At 64.4% G+C, this 14822-nt stretch carries 12 protein-coding genes; all 12 read left to right on the forward strand.

Translation table 11 applies throughout. From position 1 onward, the window contains the following. Positions 1–87: 87 nt before the first annotated feature. The 12 genes from ABFP37_RS21270 (at position 88) to ABFP37_RS21325 (ending at position 14730) form a co-directional block, all read left to right on the forward strand. Positions 88–768: a GntR family transcriptional regulator gene (locus ABFP37_RS21270; RefSeq protein WP_347034855.1), complete on the forward strand. Its 681-nt coding sequence runs from the start codon at positions 88–90 to the stop codon at positions 766–768. Positions 769–966: 198 nt separating this feature from the next. After that, on the forward strand, positions 967–1848 hold the full coding sequence (locus ABFP37_RS21275; protein WP_347034856.1) for a dihydrodipicolinate synthase family protein: 882 nt from the start codon (positions 967–969) through the stop codon (positions 1846–1848). 33 nt (positions 1849–1881) lie between these two features. Further along, positions 1882–3339 (forward strand): MFS transporter, encoded by a 1458-nt coding sequence (locus tag ABFP37_RS21280; RefSeq protein ID WP_347034857.1) that lies wholly within the window; start codon positions 1882–1884, stop codon positions 3337–3339. After that, positions 3339–4463, forward strand: coding sequence for a sialidase family protein (locus tag ABFP37_RS21285; protein WP_347034858.1), 1125 nt, complete (start codon positions 3339–3341; stop codon positions 4461–4463). The genes ABFP37_RS21280 and ABFP37_RS21285 overlap by 1 nt, the downstream gene beginning before the upstream one ends. 154 nt (positions 4464–4617) lie before the next feature. Next, complete coding sequence (locus tag ABFP37_RS21290; RefSeq protein ID WP_347034859.1) at positions 4618–5316, forward strand: GntR family transcriptional regulator; 699 nt, start codon at positions 4618–4620, stop codon at positions 5314–5316. Positions 5317–5373: 57 nt separating this feature from the next. After that, positions 5374–6381, forward strand: a complete 1008-nt coding sequence (locus ABFP37_RS21295) for a phosphoglycerate dehydrogenase (RefSeq protein WP_347034860.1) — start codon at positions 5374–5376, stop codon at positions 6379–6381. A 47-nt stretch (positions 6382–6428) separates the two neighbouring features. Beyond that, positions 6429–7721, forward strand: a complete 1293-nt coding sequence (locus tag ABFP37_RS21300) for an extracellular solute-binding protein (protein WP_347034861.1) — start codon at positions 6429–6431, stop codon at positions 7719–7721. A 77-nt stretch (positions 7722–7798) separates the two neighbouring features. Continuing rightward, complete coding sequence (locus tag ABFP37_RS21305) at positions 7799–8731, forward strand: sugar ABC transporter permease (protein WP_347034862.1); 933 nt, start codon at positions 7799–7801, stop codon at positions 8729–8731. Next, positions 8731–9612: a carbohydrate ABC transporter permease gene (locus ABFP37_RS21310; protein ID WP_347034863.1), complete on the forward strand. Its 882-nt coding sequence runs from the start codon at positions 8731–8733 to the stop codon at positions 9610–9612. Before ABFP37_RS21305 ends, ABFP37_RS21310 begins: the two co-directional genes overlap by 1 nt. 815 nt (positions 9613–10427) lie before the next feature. Then, entirely contained in the window at positions 10428–10727 is a 300-nt protein-coding gene (locus ABFP37_RS21315; RefSeq protein WP_347034864.1) for a hypothetical protein, read from the forward strand. 419 nt (positions 10728–11146) lie between these two features. Beyond that, complete coding sequence (locus ABFP37_RS21320) at positions 11147–12265, forward strand: hypothetical protein (protein WP_347034865.1); 1119 nt, start codon at positions 11147–11149, stop codon at positions 12263–12265. Between the two features lie 152 nt (positions 12266–12417). Continuing rightward, positions 12418–14730 (forward strand): FdhF/YdeP family oxidoreductase, encoded by a 2313-nt coding sequence (locus tag ABFP37_RS21325; protein ID WP_347034866.1) that lies wholly within the window; start codon positions 12418–12420, stop codon positions 14728–14730. Positions 14731–14822: the final 92 nt, after the last annotated feature.

A 14822-nucleotide genomic window follows, 5' to 3' on the forward strand; every position in this document is an offset into this window, starting at 1 on the left:
AGGGCCGCGCAGAGCGCAAGGAGCGGCAAGCGGACCTGCCGGTGGGGCAGAATAGAAGGACCAGCAACTCCGACCGAAGGAAAGTCAGTGCAGTCGAATCTCCGTCTTGCGACGATGGGCGAACGGCTCGCCGACCAGCTCCGGCGCAACATCATCCGCGGCGAGCTGGCCGTTGGCAGCCACCTTGTGGAAGATGCGCTGGCCGAAACATATGACGTGAGCCGCGGGCCGGTCCGCGATGCACTGAAGATCCTCAGCTCCGAAGGGCTCCTGGACGACCGCCGTCGCGGGTTCTTCGTTCGCGGCTTCTCCCGCACCGACGTTGAGGAGCTGTACTCGCTGCGGACGTCGATGGAAAAGCTGGCTATGAAGCTGGCGGCTGAGCGCACCGGAGCCGGCGGGTGGAACGCATCCCAGGTAGAGCTCGATGCCATGTATGCCGCTGCGGCCAAGCGGGACTGGCACACCTTTGCCGGACATGACCTGGCCTTCCACGGTACTTTCTATCGGCTCTCAGGCCATTCACGCCTTCAGTCAATGTGGGAGCAGTACCGCCCCACCTTCGGCGCCATGCTCGACGTCACCAATGAACAGGACGTCGACCTCCGTCCTTCAGCCGACGACCACGCCGTACTGCTGGACTTGGCCAAGGCGACCAAGCTGGCGGAGCTCACGGCACAGCTGGAGGAGCACCTTGCCGGCTCCCAGCAGCGCATGACAACGGCACTCGAACCCTTCTGGCTGCAACTTGAGGCCGCCTCGACCTAAGATCCAAGGCGCAGCATCCTGCCCAACTGAAGGCCGCCCCTCCGGAGGCGGCCTTCAGTTCTGCCCCCGGACGCCACGCACTTCGGAAAGCCACCTGTGGCGCGCTGCCGGGAGCCCGTGTATGGTGATCCTATCGTTCTCCGTTAACGGTTAACGAGAATTCGATTTGTTCCCTCTCCCAGACAATGGAGTCAATCCGTGACCACAGTTCCCGAAATCCTCTCGGCCATTCCCACCCCCTTCACGCAGGACGGGATCCTGGACCTTCCTGCCTTGCGGAGCAACCTTGAGCGGCTGAGCCACCAGGTGGACGGCGTCTTCGCCGCCGGAACTACGGGCGAATTCCCTGCGCTGACCGATGGCGAGCGGATCGAGGTCATCCGCGAGTCCCTCGCGGCCTTCGGTCCCGAGCGCGTCGTTGCCCACGTGGGAGCGCCGTCCGCGCAGCAGGCCGTTAGCCTCCTGCTGGCAGCGAAGGAAATCGGAGCGCAGCGGTTCGCGGCCATCACGCCGTACTTCCTCACCGCATCCGCCGCCGGCGTCGCCGCCTACTACAAGGCCCTGCGGGATGCTGCCGGCCAGGACAGCCTGTACGCGTACGTCTTCCCCGAAGTAGCCGGCACGGACATTCAGCCGGAGGATCTGCCCGCCCTGGTCTCGGAGTCCGGCATCGACGGCATCAAGGTCTCGGGCGCCGCCTCCAAGCGTGTCCGTGAGTACCTGGCGGCCGCGCCCGAAGGATTCCAACTGTGGTCAGGAAATGACGCCGACCTCCCGAACATCCTCGCGTTGGGCGGGCAGGGCACGGTGTCTGGTGTCTCAGCTGTCTGCCCCGAACCGTGGGCAGCCTACCGGGACTCCGTCCGCGCAAACGATGCAGCAGCCGCTGCCGCGGCCCAGGCAGACATAGAAACCCTTGTGCCGCTGCTGGGCCCCAGCATTGCCGCCCTGAAATTCGGCATCACCCACCGGGGCTTGCCCGGCGGTACTGTCCGCATGAGCATTGACGCCGTCGCCCCAGGGCTTCAGCAGGACATCGCCTCTGCCATTGACCGCATCAATGCGGTGGCTTCACGATAAATCAGACCCGCTCTCAATCAAGGACGATTAACTATGAGCACCATTCAGACCGCGGCGGAGAAGAAGTACGTCCGCAAAGTCACGGCTTCAAGCTTCATCGGCAACACGCTGGAGTACTACGACTTCCTCGTTTACGGAACCGCAGCAGCCATCGCCTTCCCGCATGTGTTCTTCCCCAGCGCTGACGGCTTTGTAGGCACCCTCGCGGCCTTCGGAACCTTCGCCGTCGGGTTCCTTGCCCGGCCCCTGGGCGGCATGTTCTTTGGGCGCCGCGGCGATACCGTGGGCCGCAAGTCCACCCTGATCCTGACCTTGGGCATCATGGGCGCGTGCACGTTCCTGATCGGCCTCATTCCCAGCTATGACGTGATCGGCATCTGGGCGCCCATCATCCTCGTCCTGCTCCGGCTGGTCCAGGGCTTCGCCGTCGGCGGTGAATGGGGCGGCTCCATGATCATCGTGCTCGAATCCGCACCCCAGAACCGTCGCGGATTCTTCAGCGCCTGGCCTAACACCGGCGGGTTCTCCGCACAGATCCTCATCACCGGCGTCTTCGGCCTGGTCTTCCTGCTCCCCCAGGCCGACCAGATCGCCTGGGGCTGGCGGATCCCCTTCCTTCTCTCCGCAGTGGTGCTCGCGGTCGGCATGTACATGCGCCGCAGCCTCAAGGAAAGCCCGGTCTTCACAGAGGCAGTAGCCGCCAAAGCGGCCGAAGCCTCACGCATCGACGCCGCAAACACCGGTTCGGCCACGGCAGGGCTTGCCCAGGCCGGCGCGAAGCCGGCACGCGGACCGCTGGCCAGCGTCTTCCTTGATGACTGGCGGAACCTCCTGCTGATTCTGGGACTCCGGTTTGCTGAAGCGCTCCCCTACTTCCTGCTCACCGTCTTCGCACTGTCCTACGGCCCCAAGAACCTGGGCATCCCCAAGGAACAGCTCACCTTGGCCATCTTCATCATGGCTATCCTGTCCTTCCCCGCACATGGCCTGTTCGCCAAGCTCTCCGACCGCATTGGGCGCCGGCCTGTCTACTTCTTCGGCTCAGCCGTTGTGTTCGTCATGGCGTTCCCTTTCTTCGGACTGCTGCACAGCGGGGTCTTCGCCCTGATCCTGCTGGGCTACATTCTGGTTCTGAACCTCGGCCACAATGCGATCAACTCCATCCAGCCCGCGTTCTTCGCCGAGCTGTTCCCCGCAGACCGCCGCTACAGCGGCGCCGCCGCGGGGCGTGAAATCGCCTCCATCCTGGCCGGCGGACTGACGCCGTTCATTGCTACGATGCTGGCCGGAGAAAACGGCACCAACTGGCCCTTGGTGGCCGGATACGTCATGGTTGGCGCCGCTATCAGCATGGTCTCGGTCTGGCTGGCACCCGAAACCTTCAAGCGGAACCTGTTCCTGACCGGCGCACAGCAGGCGGAGAAGGACCTGAAGGACGCGGCAAGCGAGGCTGACGCCCGGCAGATGGCCTCCTCCCGGCAGGTCCGTTGATGTCAGAGGTGCTCCCTTCGGCCTTCCCCAAGGTCAGCGAACACGTGACCCGCAGCTTCGTCACAGTGGACAGCCCCGCCTGGACCCAGTGCCACGCCTCAGCCATCATCAGGTCCGGACCACGGTTCCTCGTTGCGTTCTTTGCCGGAACAGCAGAAGGCACGCCGGACAACCACATCCGGCTCTCAGCCTCCACTGACCTGGTCGCTTGGAGCGCCCCGGTCTGCATCGACGAGGGCGAGGATGTCGCACACTGGAACCCGGTCCTTGCCCACGATCCCGACGGCTTGCTGTGGCTGTTCTATAAAAAGGGGCCGCTGATCTCCGGCTGGCAGACGTACTACCGCACGTCCACCGACGACGGGGTGACCTGGTCGCCGGCTGCCGAGCTGGTGCCCGGCGACGCCGGCGGCAGGGGGCCGGTCAAGAACCAGCCTCTCGCCGTGGGGCGCCGCTGGTTTGCGCCGTCGTCGCTCGAGGCCTGGGGCGACGCGCCGGGCGAGACAGCCTGGAGCAGCTTCGTGGACATTAGCGATGACTCGGGGCGCTCGTGGACAGCCGTCCCGGTCCCCGTTGACCGGGACCGGCTGCGTGGTGCCGGAATCATCCAGCCCGCCCTGTGGAAAAACCAACGGGGCGGCATCAGCCTGCTGTGCCGCAGCAGCGAAGGCAGTGCCTTCCTCAGCCGATCGGCTGGAGGCAGCGATGCCGCGGAACCGATGTTCACCGAGGCACGGCCGGTGGGGCTGCCGAACAACAACAGCGGACTGGATGTCGCCGTTCTCCCCGATGGCCGGCTGGTCTGCGCGCACAACCCCGTGGACGGTGACTGGGGGCCCCGGTGCCCGCTGGGCCTCTCCATTTCAGACGACGACGGCGAAACCTGGGCCTACGCGGTCACGCTAGAGGACGGCACAACTCCGATCGGAGACGGACCCCCGCCTACCGACGGCGGCGGGCTGCGGCCCGGCGCCGCGGCTGCTTCCGGCGTGGTCACCACCGGACAGGGTGAATACTCGTACCCCACCATCACCGTCTCCGGTGACCGTCTCGTGGTGTCCTACTCCTGGCAACGCCGGGGAATCGTCGCTGCTTCCATTCCAATCAGTCACCTGAACTCTTAGCAGTTTGCGCCGGCACGGCACACAAGGCGCCGCCGCTCCCGTTCGGGAGCGGCGGCGCCTTTTTGTGTGTTGCGCTTCATAAACACGTCCTATATGGTTTCGTTAACGGTAAACGGTTTTTGGTTAGCGGTTTTTGGTTAGCAAAGGAGCTTTGGTGGAAAGAGTGCAGCCCATCCGGCAGCCCAGCTTGGGCTACCAGGTCGCCGCCGACCTTCGCCTGCGCATCCTCAGCCGCTCGCTGCGTGCGGACACGCATCTCGTCGAAGGTGCCCTGGCCGCGGAATACGGCGTCAGCCGCGGACCGGTGCGCGAGGCCCTGCGGGAACTTGAGGACGAAGGCCTTGTCCTCTCGCTCAAGCGGGGAACGCTCGTGGTGGGGCTCACCGACGGCGACATCGAAGAACTCCTCAGCCTGCGCGCAGCCATCGAATCGCTGGCGGCGGCGACCGCTATCGGCTCTGCAGTCCCGGCGGACTGGGCCCACATGGAGACCCTGATCGACGCCATGCGCGACGCCGCCGAGCGGCGGAACTCCCACGACTTCGCCGTCGCCGACATGGCATTTCATGGAGGCATCTACGCCATCTCCGGCCACCGCCGGGTTCGCCACGTCTGGGGCCTGTACGAGAAGACCTTCACTGCGATCCTGCAGCTGTCCAACAAATCACCCGATGATCTGGACGCCGCCGTCGTCTCGCACGAAGAACTCCTGCGGATCTTCCGCTCGGGAGACCAGGAGAAGGCCCGCCGTGCAATCGGGCGCCACCTCCAGGGAACCAGGGACTTGTTCCTCAGCGAAATGAACGCGGAGGGTCGCACCGCGACGCCGCGGCCACACTTTCAGCACTCCTGATTCCAGCCGACATCCGCGCAGACGCGGACGTCCAGAACCACCATGCTAGGAGACAAAATGACCGCCCCAAAAACAGGTCCGATCGGTGCCGGCAAGAGCATCCTGATCGGACCGGTCAGATATGCCGAGCTGTGCCCTGAAGGCCGGGAACTGCTTCTCGACGCCGGGTTCTCGCTCATCGAAAACCCCGGCGAACGGCCGTACACATTCGAGGACATGCTGCCGCACCTGGGCCAAATCCACGGCGCAGTGGCCGGCGTGGAGCTTTGGAACGAGCAGGTCCTGAGCCTCGCACTGAACCTCCGCGCGATCGGCCGGCTCGGCGTGGGGCTGGACAACCTGGACCTCGACGCCGCCGCCGCCAATGGCACGTTCGTTTGCAACGTCCCGGGCGGCAACGCCAACGCCGTGGCCGAACTTGCCGTCGGAATGCTGGTCTCGCTTCAGCGCAGGATCGCCATCATGGACAAGGACATCCGCGGCGGCCGCTGGGACCGGTACACCGGCTCCGAACTGTCTGGAAAGACCCTCGGGCTGGTGGGCTTCGGTGCCATTGCCCGCTTAGTGGCCCGCAGGATCTCCGGCTTCGATCTGCGGATCATCGCCTCCGACCCCTACGCTGACGCCGAAGCGGCCAAGGCGCTGGGTGTCGAGATTATGCCGTTCGACGAGGTGATGGCACGCGCGGACCTGATCAGTGTCCATGCGCCGCACACACCGGACACGCACCACATGATCAACGCCAAAGCCCTCGCGCTCATGAAGCCGCTTGCCGTGCTGATCAACACGAGCCGCGGCGGGCTCGTGGACGAAACTGCCCTCTTCCAGGCGCTGCAGTCAGGACAGATCGCAGGTGCAGCCTTGGACGTGTGGGAGTCGGAGCCCGTTTCACCGGACAACCCCCTTCTGAGTTTGGACAACGTTCTGGCCACAACTCACGCCGCCGCGGACACCGTCGAGGCCTACAGAACCGTCGGCCTCGTCACCGCCCAGGCGATCATCGACGTCTTTACCGGAAGTGAACCGAAGAACCTGCAGAACCAGCCACGGGTGACCACGCGCTGAAACCGCTGGACCACCACTTTGCACCATAAATCCGAAAGGGAAATTCAATGAAGAAGAACCTCAGATTGGCGGCAGGACTCGGACTCAGCCTTGCGCTGGCGGCCTCGACGGTTGCCTGCGGCGGCGGATCCGCGCAGCAGGAGCAGAAGGTGACTTCCCTGAGCATCGTTTCAGGGAACAACCCGTGGGCTGCCGGCATCAAGAAGTTGCTGCCGGAATACGAAAAACAGACCGGCATCAAGGTCAACATTGAGACGTTCGGCAACGAACAGCTCAACGATCAGTACAAAGTGAAATTGAACGCCAGCAGCGCCGACACTGACGTCATGGTCTACCAGCCGCAAGACGTCATGCGGGAATTCACGCGGAACAAGTGGCTGACGGACCTCACGGGGTACACGTCAAAGGACGCGTCCTGGAAATGGAGTGATTTCCAGAAGCCTGCACAGGAAGCAGCCTCCCTGGACGGGAAGATCTACGGCATTCCCCTCATGACGGAACGTCACGTCATGTACTACCGTGCCGACATTCTCAAAGCCAACAACATCGAAGTGCCAAAGACCCTGGATGAGCTCAAGGCCGCAACCGTCAAGCTGAACAACCCCGCCAAGGGCTTCTACGGCATCACCATGCGCGGCCAGAAAGTCCCGTCCGTGACACAGTTCTCGTCGTTCCTCTACAGCTTCGGGGGCGACTTCGCCAAGGACGGCAAGGCAACCATCAACAGCCCTGAAGCCGTCAAGGCCTTCACCTTCTACGGTGACCTCCTCAAGACAGCGGGCCCTCCGGGTGCCACCAACATGGGCTTCGTCGAGGCCTCTGCCATCTTCGCCCAGGGAAACGCGGCCTTCTACCTGGACGCTGACAGCCAGGCCTACAACTTCCTGGATAAGACCAAGAGCAACGTCATCGACACCGTGGCCTACGGCTCGTTCCCTGCCGGCCCGGCCGGTTCAAAGCCGTACAACATCGTTCCCTGGGTTGCCGGAGTCAGCGAATTTTCCAAGAAGAAGGACGCCGCATTCGACTTCATCAAGTGGGCCACGAGCGAGGAAATGTTCAAGAAACTGATGGTAAGTGACACCGTTCCCTCACCCCGCCAGTCAACCTGGGATGACTCGACAGCAACCGCCAAGTTCCCGGCAGGCCTGGTCAAGATTGTCCAGGGGATCGCCGCGACCGGTGTGGGCCACGACCGGCCACAGCTTGAACAGGTAGCCCGCGCCCGCGAATTCGTGGGCGGACCGGTGGTCACCGCCATCGAAGGCGGAGACGTTGCCACTGCCGCAACGGCGGCCAACCAATCGTTCCAGGAACTGCTGGACAAGGAATCCAAGTAATAGCTGCTCCGGTCTGTGGTGGGCCGGCCAGGCCGCCCACCACAGACCCTGCAACTGACAAGGTGATGGAAACAACGATGACTGCTACCGCAATTTCCCCCCGCAAGATTCAGCCCACATCGGCATTCGGACAGTGGGCCGACCGCCATATGAAGCTGCTCTTCATCAGCCCCGCTGTGATCTTCGTGGTTGTGCTGATCGCCTTCCCGATCGGCTACACGGTCTATCTATCCCTCACCGATGCTGCAGGGTCCATCAACCGGCCCAAGGACTTCGTGGGGCTGGACAACTATGTGCACTGGCTCACCGATTTCGAACGGTTCTGGCCCGCGGTAGGAAGAACCGCGTACTTCACCACGTTCGCGATCCTCATCGAGCTGATCCTGGGCCTGGCCATTGCGCTGATGCTGCGCAAACCGTTCAAGGGCCAGGGTTTCGTTAGGGTCCTGATCCTGCTGCCGCTCGTGGCAACCCCGGTGGCTGTCGGCATGATGTGGCTCCTCATCTTCGAGCCCTCCATTGGCTTCGCCAACGAAGTGATGAGATGGCTCGGCCTCAGCCCACAGGGCTGGATCTCGTCCAAGGAACAGGCGTTGAACACCCTGATCTTCGTCGATGTCTGGCAGTGGACCCCCATGATGGTGCTCATCCTGCTCGCGGGCTTGGGAGCCCTGCCCGAAGACCCGGATGAGGCCGCACGCGTCGACGGCGCCAACGCCTGGCAGCGCTTCCGCCACATCACCGTACCCCTGCTGATGCCCGCAATCATCGCCGCTGTCCTGCTACGTGCCATCGACGCACTCAAGACCTTCGACATCCTGTACACGACCAAGGGCCGGGGCGGCGGATCCAACAACGAGGTCGAAACCCTGAACATCCTCGCCTACGGCGAAAGCTTCGAATACTCCCAGTACGGCAGCGCCTCCGCCCTGCTGATCCTGTTCTTCATGCTCATCCTCATCGTGCTGTCCCTTCTGGCATTGGCACGAAAGAAAGGAAACCGGGTCTGATGAGCCTCACGCAAACCCAAAGGCCAGCCCTTCCCGCCCTCGTCCCCCAAAAGATGCGCAAGGAGCCTACTTCACGACGGATCATGACCGGACTCAGGGTCCTCGGCATCATCGCCGTCGTCTTCGTGCTCGTCGCCCCGCTGGTCTGGATGCTCCTGGCCTCCCTGAAAACCAGCTTGGACATCACCAACCCTGCCAAGACCTTCGACTTCCTGCCGACGCTGGAAAACTACAACAACGTCATCAACACCCAGAAGTTCCTGCCGTTTATCCTCAACAGCTTCATCGTCGCCGCCGGCGCCACCACCGTCGCCTTGCTGGTTGGCGTGCCTGCTGCCTACGCCATCGCCCGGTTCAAGGTCACCAACGCGACCGCTTTCCTCCTGCTCGCCCGCGTCATCCCCGGCGTCAGCCTGCTGGTGCCCTGGTACTACGTCTTTTCCCAGCTCGGAATCGTGGGGTCTTACGGCGTCCTTATCCTCACCCACATCTTCGTCACCATGCCGCTGGTCGTGGCAATCCTGGCCAGCTTCTTCGAAGGAATGCCGCTTGAGCTGGAGGAATCGGCACAGGTGGACGGGCTGACGCGCATCGGCTCCTTTGCACGAATCACCCTGCCCCTGGCCACCCCGGGCATCGCAACGGCGGCGATCCTGTCGTTTATCTTCAGCTGGAACAACTTCCTGTTCGCTCTTGTACTGTCCAACCAGGAGACACGCACTCTGCCCGTGGCGATCTCAAACTTCACTGCCTACGCGTCAGTCGATTGGGGTGGCCTCATGGCAGCTTCAGTGCTGATCACCGTCCCGGTCATGATGGTTGCCCTCTTCGCGCAAAAATACGTCGTAGCAGGACTGACGGCAGGCGCCACAAAGGGCTAAGTTCCGGCGAAGAAGGCTTCGCCGAGCGAGTTTCATCCCTTAGGCATCGCTGAACCAGAAAGCCGGGAGATAGAAACACAGCGCCTCCGTTCAGACGTACTTGAACGGAGGCGCTGCCGTTTGTTCTCTTGCCCGGTGTCGGCTCGGCCGGCCGCGCCGTAGTAATTCACTGCCCGATCGCGGCGTTGAGTCCGGCGGGGCATGTTTCCCGCTGCCATGTCACCGGCTGCACATTCACGCCGGGAAGGACCGCCCCCTCGTGTAATCCGCGCGCCTGCCCGTATTCGGTCTCTGGGCGCGAAGCGGCAGGTACCGGGCACTCGGTGCGGGTCTTGGCTGTATGAAGATCGCGGCGGCGAGAATTCACCAAAGCCCGTTTTTTCATGACCGCGGCTCCTTTGACGGGTCGCCGTGCTGTGCTGACATCGCGAAGAATGAGTTCTCGCCGTCCGTGGCGGACTTCTGGAACGGTCCCGCCTGGACGAGGTTGGCCGGCGCCCGGCCCTCGGCGAGGGCGGACAACTGCTTCGCCAGCAGCTTACGGATTGGTGGTTCGAAGGCGTTTCCGCCGATGTGTGGTGTGATCAGCGCGTTCGCGGCCTGCCCGAGACGACCTCTGCCGTCAGAGCGTCCGTGTCCACGACGGGTCCTCGCCCGAAGTTGACCACCAGCGCGGGACGCACGGCACGCCCCGGCGCCGATGATCGGCCCCGCAACGGACGCTGGCCGCCGACCGTGCCGCCAGACCGCGGCACGGCAGCGACACGCGCATCTCATGTCCGCGTGATTGGCGAAGCCAGTGCCACCATCGATATATGAGCGCTCCAACGGTGGATGCAGCGATCAATGACCTCATGGACTGGGCTTGGCACGCCGTCTACGAACTGCTCGCGGCGAAGGGCCTGCTCGGTGAAGGCCTGGATGTCGGGGAGTGCACCGGGATGTCATCCTGGGTGGAGGGCCCGACCCGCTATACGGTGGTGCACTCCCTGTCGGTGGCCATTCTTTTCATCGACACCGATCCGGTGGACGCCATCAGTTTCCACCGTGATCTCTTGGGTTCGGAGGACCCGAAGTTGTTCTTCAGCGCCGACGCGGTCGAACGCCAGGGGTGAGGCCCCAAACCGGTCGCGGGACGGATTCCATCGATGGGGATCTTCACTTCACGCGAGGATGCCGAACGCTTCATCGCCGGCGATCCGTTCACAGTCGAGGGGCTCGCCGTTCCGCGCATCCTTGAGTGGAACGCCGTGCGCTTCGATTAGCGCAACGCCGCCCGTTGGGCCCAGTACACTTCCACATCGAGCGCACCGATGGTGAAGCATGACGCTCGCATTGCTTGCCGCCCTAAAGCCAGACGACCCGAAGCGCAATTAATGGTCCCACGCCGGCATCCAGCGCTCCGGGCAAATCCGGCAGACGGCGGCCCGGCCCTCGCCCCGGATAACCGCTAACTGAGGACAGAGTTGTTGGCTGTATTCTCAAAGGGCGGACCGGCGATCTTGGCGGTCAGGCGTCTCTTGGGGGGATTGTCGTGAAATTTGTCAAGGTACCGGTGGCCGCTGTGGTCGGCGCTCTGCTGCTGCTCGGCGCACCGCCGGCCCTGGCTGATGAAGGCGCGGTCGTTGACGTCGGGGGTGTTCCCCTCGGCGTTGCCACGGACTCGGTTGGCACGGTCTATGCGTCCAACTACGGGCTTCCCGGCGGCATCCGTGTACTTCAACCCGGCGCAACGGAACCATCGCGGACCATCCGCACTGGCAGTTATCCGTCGTCGCTCGCGGCCGCCCCGGACGGCACCCTCTATGCCCTGCAGGGCAGTCCGGGCAAAGTTGAAATCGGCGTAATCGCCAAAGACGCGGATGCCGTAGCGAGGACCATACCCGTCTCCCCCGGAGAACACCGGCTGGCTGTCGGGCCGGACGGGTCGCTCTATGTCGTGAACCCGTCCGAGCGCACGTTGTCCGTGATCCTCCCGCACGGCACTGCGGTGGACCGGAGCATCCCCGTTGGTTCCGGGGCGAGCCAGGTGGCCGTGGCGAAGGACGGGACAGCGTTCGTCACGAACCAGTACGACGGCACCGTGTCCGTCATCCCGCCCAGCGCCGTGCGCGCCGCCCGCACCATCGACGTCGGTGCCACCGCCAACCCGCACGGCATTGCCGCCGGGCCGGACGGCACTGTTTACGTCGCGACCGTCAAACGCGATGAGGTCGCCGTCATCGAAGCCGGCGCCACAGCGGTGGCCCGGACTGTCTGGGTGGGCCACGGACCACAGGATGTCGCCGTAGCTCCTGACGGCACCGCATACGTCACGAACAGTGGGGACCAGACCCTGTCGGTCATTCCGTCCGGAGCTTCGGAAGCAACGCGCACAGTCGCGACGGGCAAAGACCCGGGGCGTCTCGCGGTGACGCCGGACGGCACCGTCGTCGTCGCGAACAGGGCAGACGCCACCCTGACCGTCCTGGCACCAACTGCCACTGCGTCTGACGCGGCGTCACCCGCCGTCGTTCCTTCAACGACGGCGGCCGCCCTGGCGGACAGCGTTCCCGCGGGAAGCGGTCCTCCTTGGCTGGCTGCCGCTGGCGGTGCTGCCGCGCTGGTCCTGGCCGGCACAGCGGCCGCCCGTTGGCGCCGTCGAAGGTCCTGACCCTCCCCCAGGTACCAACTCGCAACCCGGCCGCCGATTTGGTTGCGGTGGGTGGCCACAGCTGTTAGTCCTGAGGTACGTGCAGGGCCGCTATAAGGTCGCTGCGTTGGAGAGCGACAGGAAGAGTGGCCATGGTGCGCGAGAATCCTCCGGTGAAAGAACCCGACGAGAACGACATCGAGGTCGGGATGCCCAAGAACTGGGCCGCCGGCATGCCGGGCGTGCTGCATTCCATGGTCCCGGCTTTGGAGCATATGGGCGTGGAGCGGACGCGGAAAACCCTGCTGTCCATGAACCACAAGGACGGCTTCGACTGCATGAGCTGCGCATGGCCAGACCCGGATCACCGCAAGGCCTTCGAATTCTGCGAGAACGGTGCCAAGGCCGTCACCTGGGAGGCGACCCCCGTTGTCGTTTCATCCGACTTTTGGGCCGAGCATCCTGTGTCCGACCTGCTCAGCCGCTCCGAGTACTGGCTGGGCATGCAGGGGCGCCTGACCGAGCCCGTCTACAAACCTGCCGGGGAGGACCACTACCGGCCGGTCAGCTGGGACGAAGCGTTCTCGATTGTCGGCAACAAACTCAACAGCCTCGATTCCCCTGACCAGGCTGCCTTCTACACGAGCGGCCGCACCTCCAACGAGGCCGCCTTCGCCTATCAGCTGTTCGTCCGCGGCTACGGCACCAACAACCTGCCCGACTGCTCCAACATGTGCCACGAATCCTCCGGCTGGGCCATGGGCCAGACCATCGGCATCGGCAAGGCCACCATCTCCTACGACGACTTCGGCAAGGCCGACCTGATCATCATCATGGGCCAGAACCCGGGCACCAACCATCCCCGCATGCTCACCGCCCTGGAGGAGGCCAAGGACAACGGCGCGGAAATCGTCGCCGTCAACCCCCTGCCGGAGGCGGGCCTGAAAAGGTACAAGAACCCCCAGCAGGTCAAGGGCATCATCGGCCACGGCACCGAGATCGCCGACCAGTTCATCCAGATCCGCCTCGGCGGTGACATGGCCCTGCTCCAGGCCGTCTCCAAACGCGTCCTCGATGCCGAGGCCCGGAACCCCGGGACCGTCCTGGATCACGCGTTCCTCCAGGAGCACTGCGAAGGCCTCGAGGAGCTCAAGCTGCACCTCGCCGAGCTGGATGAAGACGCCGTCCTGGAGGCCACCGGGCTGCGCGTCGAAGAGATCGACGAACTGGCCGCCCGCTACCTCAAAGCCGATAAGGTCATCGTCACCTGGGCAATGGGGCTGACGCAGCAGAAACAGGGTGTGGCCACGATCAAGGAGATCATCAACCTGCTGCTGCTCCGCGGCAACATCGGCAAACCCGGTGCCGGCGCCTCGCCGATTCGCGGCCACAGCAACGTCCAGGGGGACCGGACGATGGGCATCTGGGAGCAGATGCCGCCGTCGTTCCTGGACGCCCTCGGCAAGGAGTTCGATTTCGAACCGCCCCGGGACCACGGCGCCGACGCCGTCAAGACCATCCAGTCCATGCGCCAAGGTGGCATCAAGTTCTTCATGGCCATGGGCGGCAACCTGGTCGGCGCGATCTCGGACAGCAACGCCGCCGAGGCTGCCATGCGCGGCACCGAGATGACAGTCCAGGTCTCCACCAAGCTGAACCGGTCACACGCTGTGACGGGCAGCGAGGCCCTTATTCTGCCCACCATGGGACGCAGCGAAATCGACCGGCAGGCCGCCGGCGAGCAGTTCGTCTCCGTGGAAGACACCGTCTGCGCCGTGCACCCCTCCTTCGGCAAGGTTGAACCTGTGGCGCCGGCCCTGCTCTCCGAGGTCGCCATCATCACCCGGCTGGCTCGGGCGACCATCCCGGGCAAAACAAGCGCCGACTGGGCCGGCTTCGAGAAAAACTACGATCTGATCCGCGAACACATCTCCCGCGTCGTGGACGGCTGCGAGGACTACAACACGAAAATCCGGCAGGAAGGCGGCTTCGTCCTGCCCAACGGCCCGCGCGATTCCCGCACCTTCCCCACGCCGACCGGCAAGGCCGTGATCACCGTCAATGAGGTGGAGCACCTGGACCGCCCCGCCGGCACCCTAATCCTGCAGACCCTGCGCTCACACGACCAGTTCAACACCACCATCTACGGCTTCAACGATCGCTACCGCGGCATCAAGAAGGGCCGGCACGTCATCTTCGTCAACCCTGAGGATGTGGCAGAGCTCGGGCTGACGGACGGCCAGCGGGTGGACGTCCACGGGATCTCCGAGGACGGCGCGGAGCGCGTACTGCGCAACTACCGGATCGTGGCCTACCCGAGCGCCAAGGGGTGCGCCGCCGCCTACTACCCGGAAGCAAACGTCCTGGTTCCCTTGGAGAACGTGGCCCACGGCAGCAATACGCCCGTGTCCAAGGCCGTAATCGTCCGGCTGGACCCCGCCCGGGAGCATGAGCCCGTGGCGCCAACGACAGCGGCCGGGGAGTAGGGCCCGTCCGTCCACGCGGCGGGGCCCCGGCCGGGCGCCCGGGCCCGGCGCCGCCGCGGTCGGGGGCGGTCCGGGCCCGCCGCCCCCGCCCC

Source organism: Burkholderia sp. RS01, from assembly GCF_039748055.1.
GTDB lineage: Bacteria > Actinomycetota > Actinomycetes > Actinomycetales > Micrococcaceae > Arthrobacter.

Coding starts and splice junctions, on each gene's coding strand:
- ABFP37_RS21280 (WP_347034857.1), top strand. CDS start 1,882: ATGAGCACCATTCAGACCGCGGCGGAGAAGAAGTACGTCCGCAAAGTC.
- ABFP37_RS21285 (WP_347034858.1), top strand. CDS start 3,339: ATGTCAGAGGTGCTCCCTTCGGCCTTCCCCAAGGTCAGCGAACACGTG.
- ABFP37_RS21295 (WP_347034860.1), top strand. CDS start 5,374: ATGACCGCCCCAAAAACAGGTCCGATCGGTGCCGGCAAGAGCATCCTG.
- ABFP37_RS21300 (WP_347034861.1), top strand. CDS start 6,429: ATGAAGAAGAACCTCAGATTGGCGGCAGGACTCGGACTCAGCCTTGCG.
- ABFP37_RS21305 (WP_347034862.1), top strand. CDS start 7,799: ATGACTGCTACCGCAATTTCCCCCCGCAAGATTCAGCCCACATCGGCA.
- ABFP37_RS21310 (WP_347034863.1), top strand. CDS start 8,731: ATGAGCCTCACGCAAACCCAAAGGCCAGCCCTTCCCGCCCTCGTCCCC.
- ABFP37_RS21315 (WP_347034864.1), top strand. CDS start 10,428: ATGAGCGCTCCAACGGTGGATGCAGCGATCAATGACCTCATGGACTGG.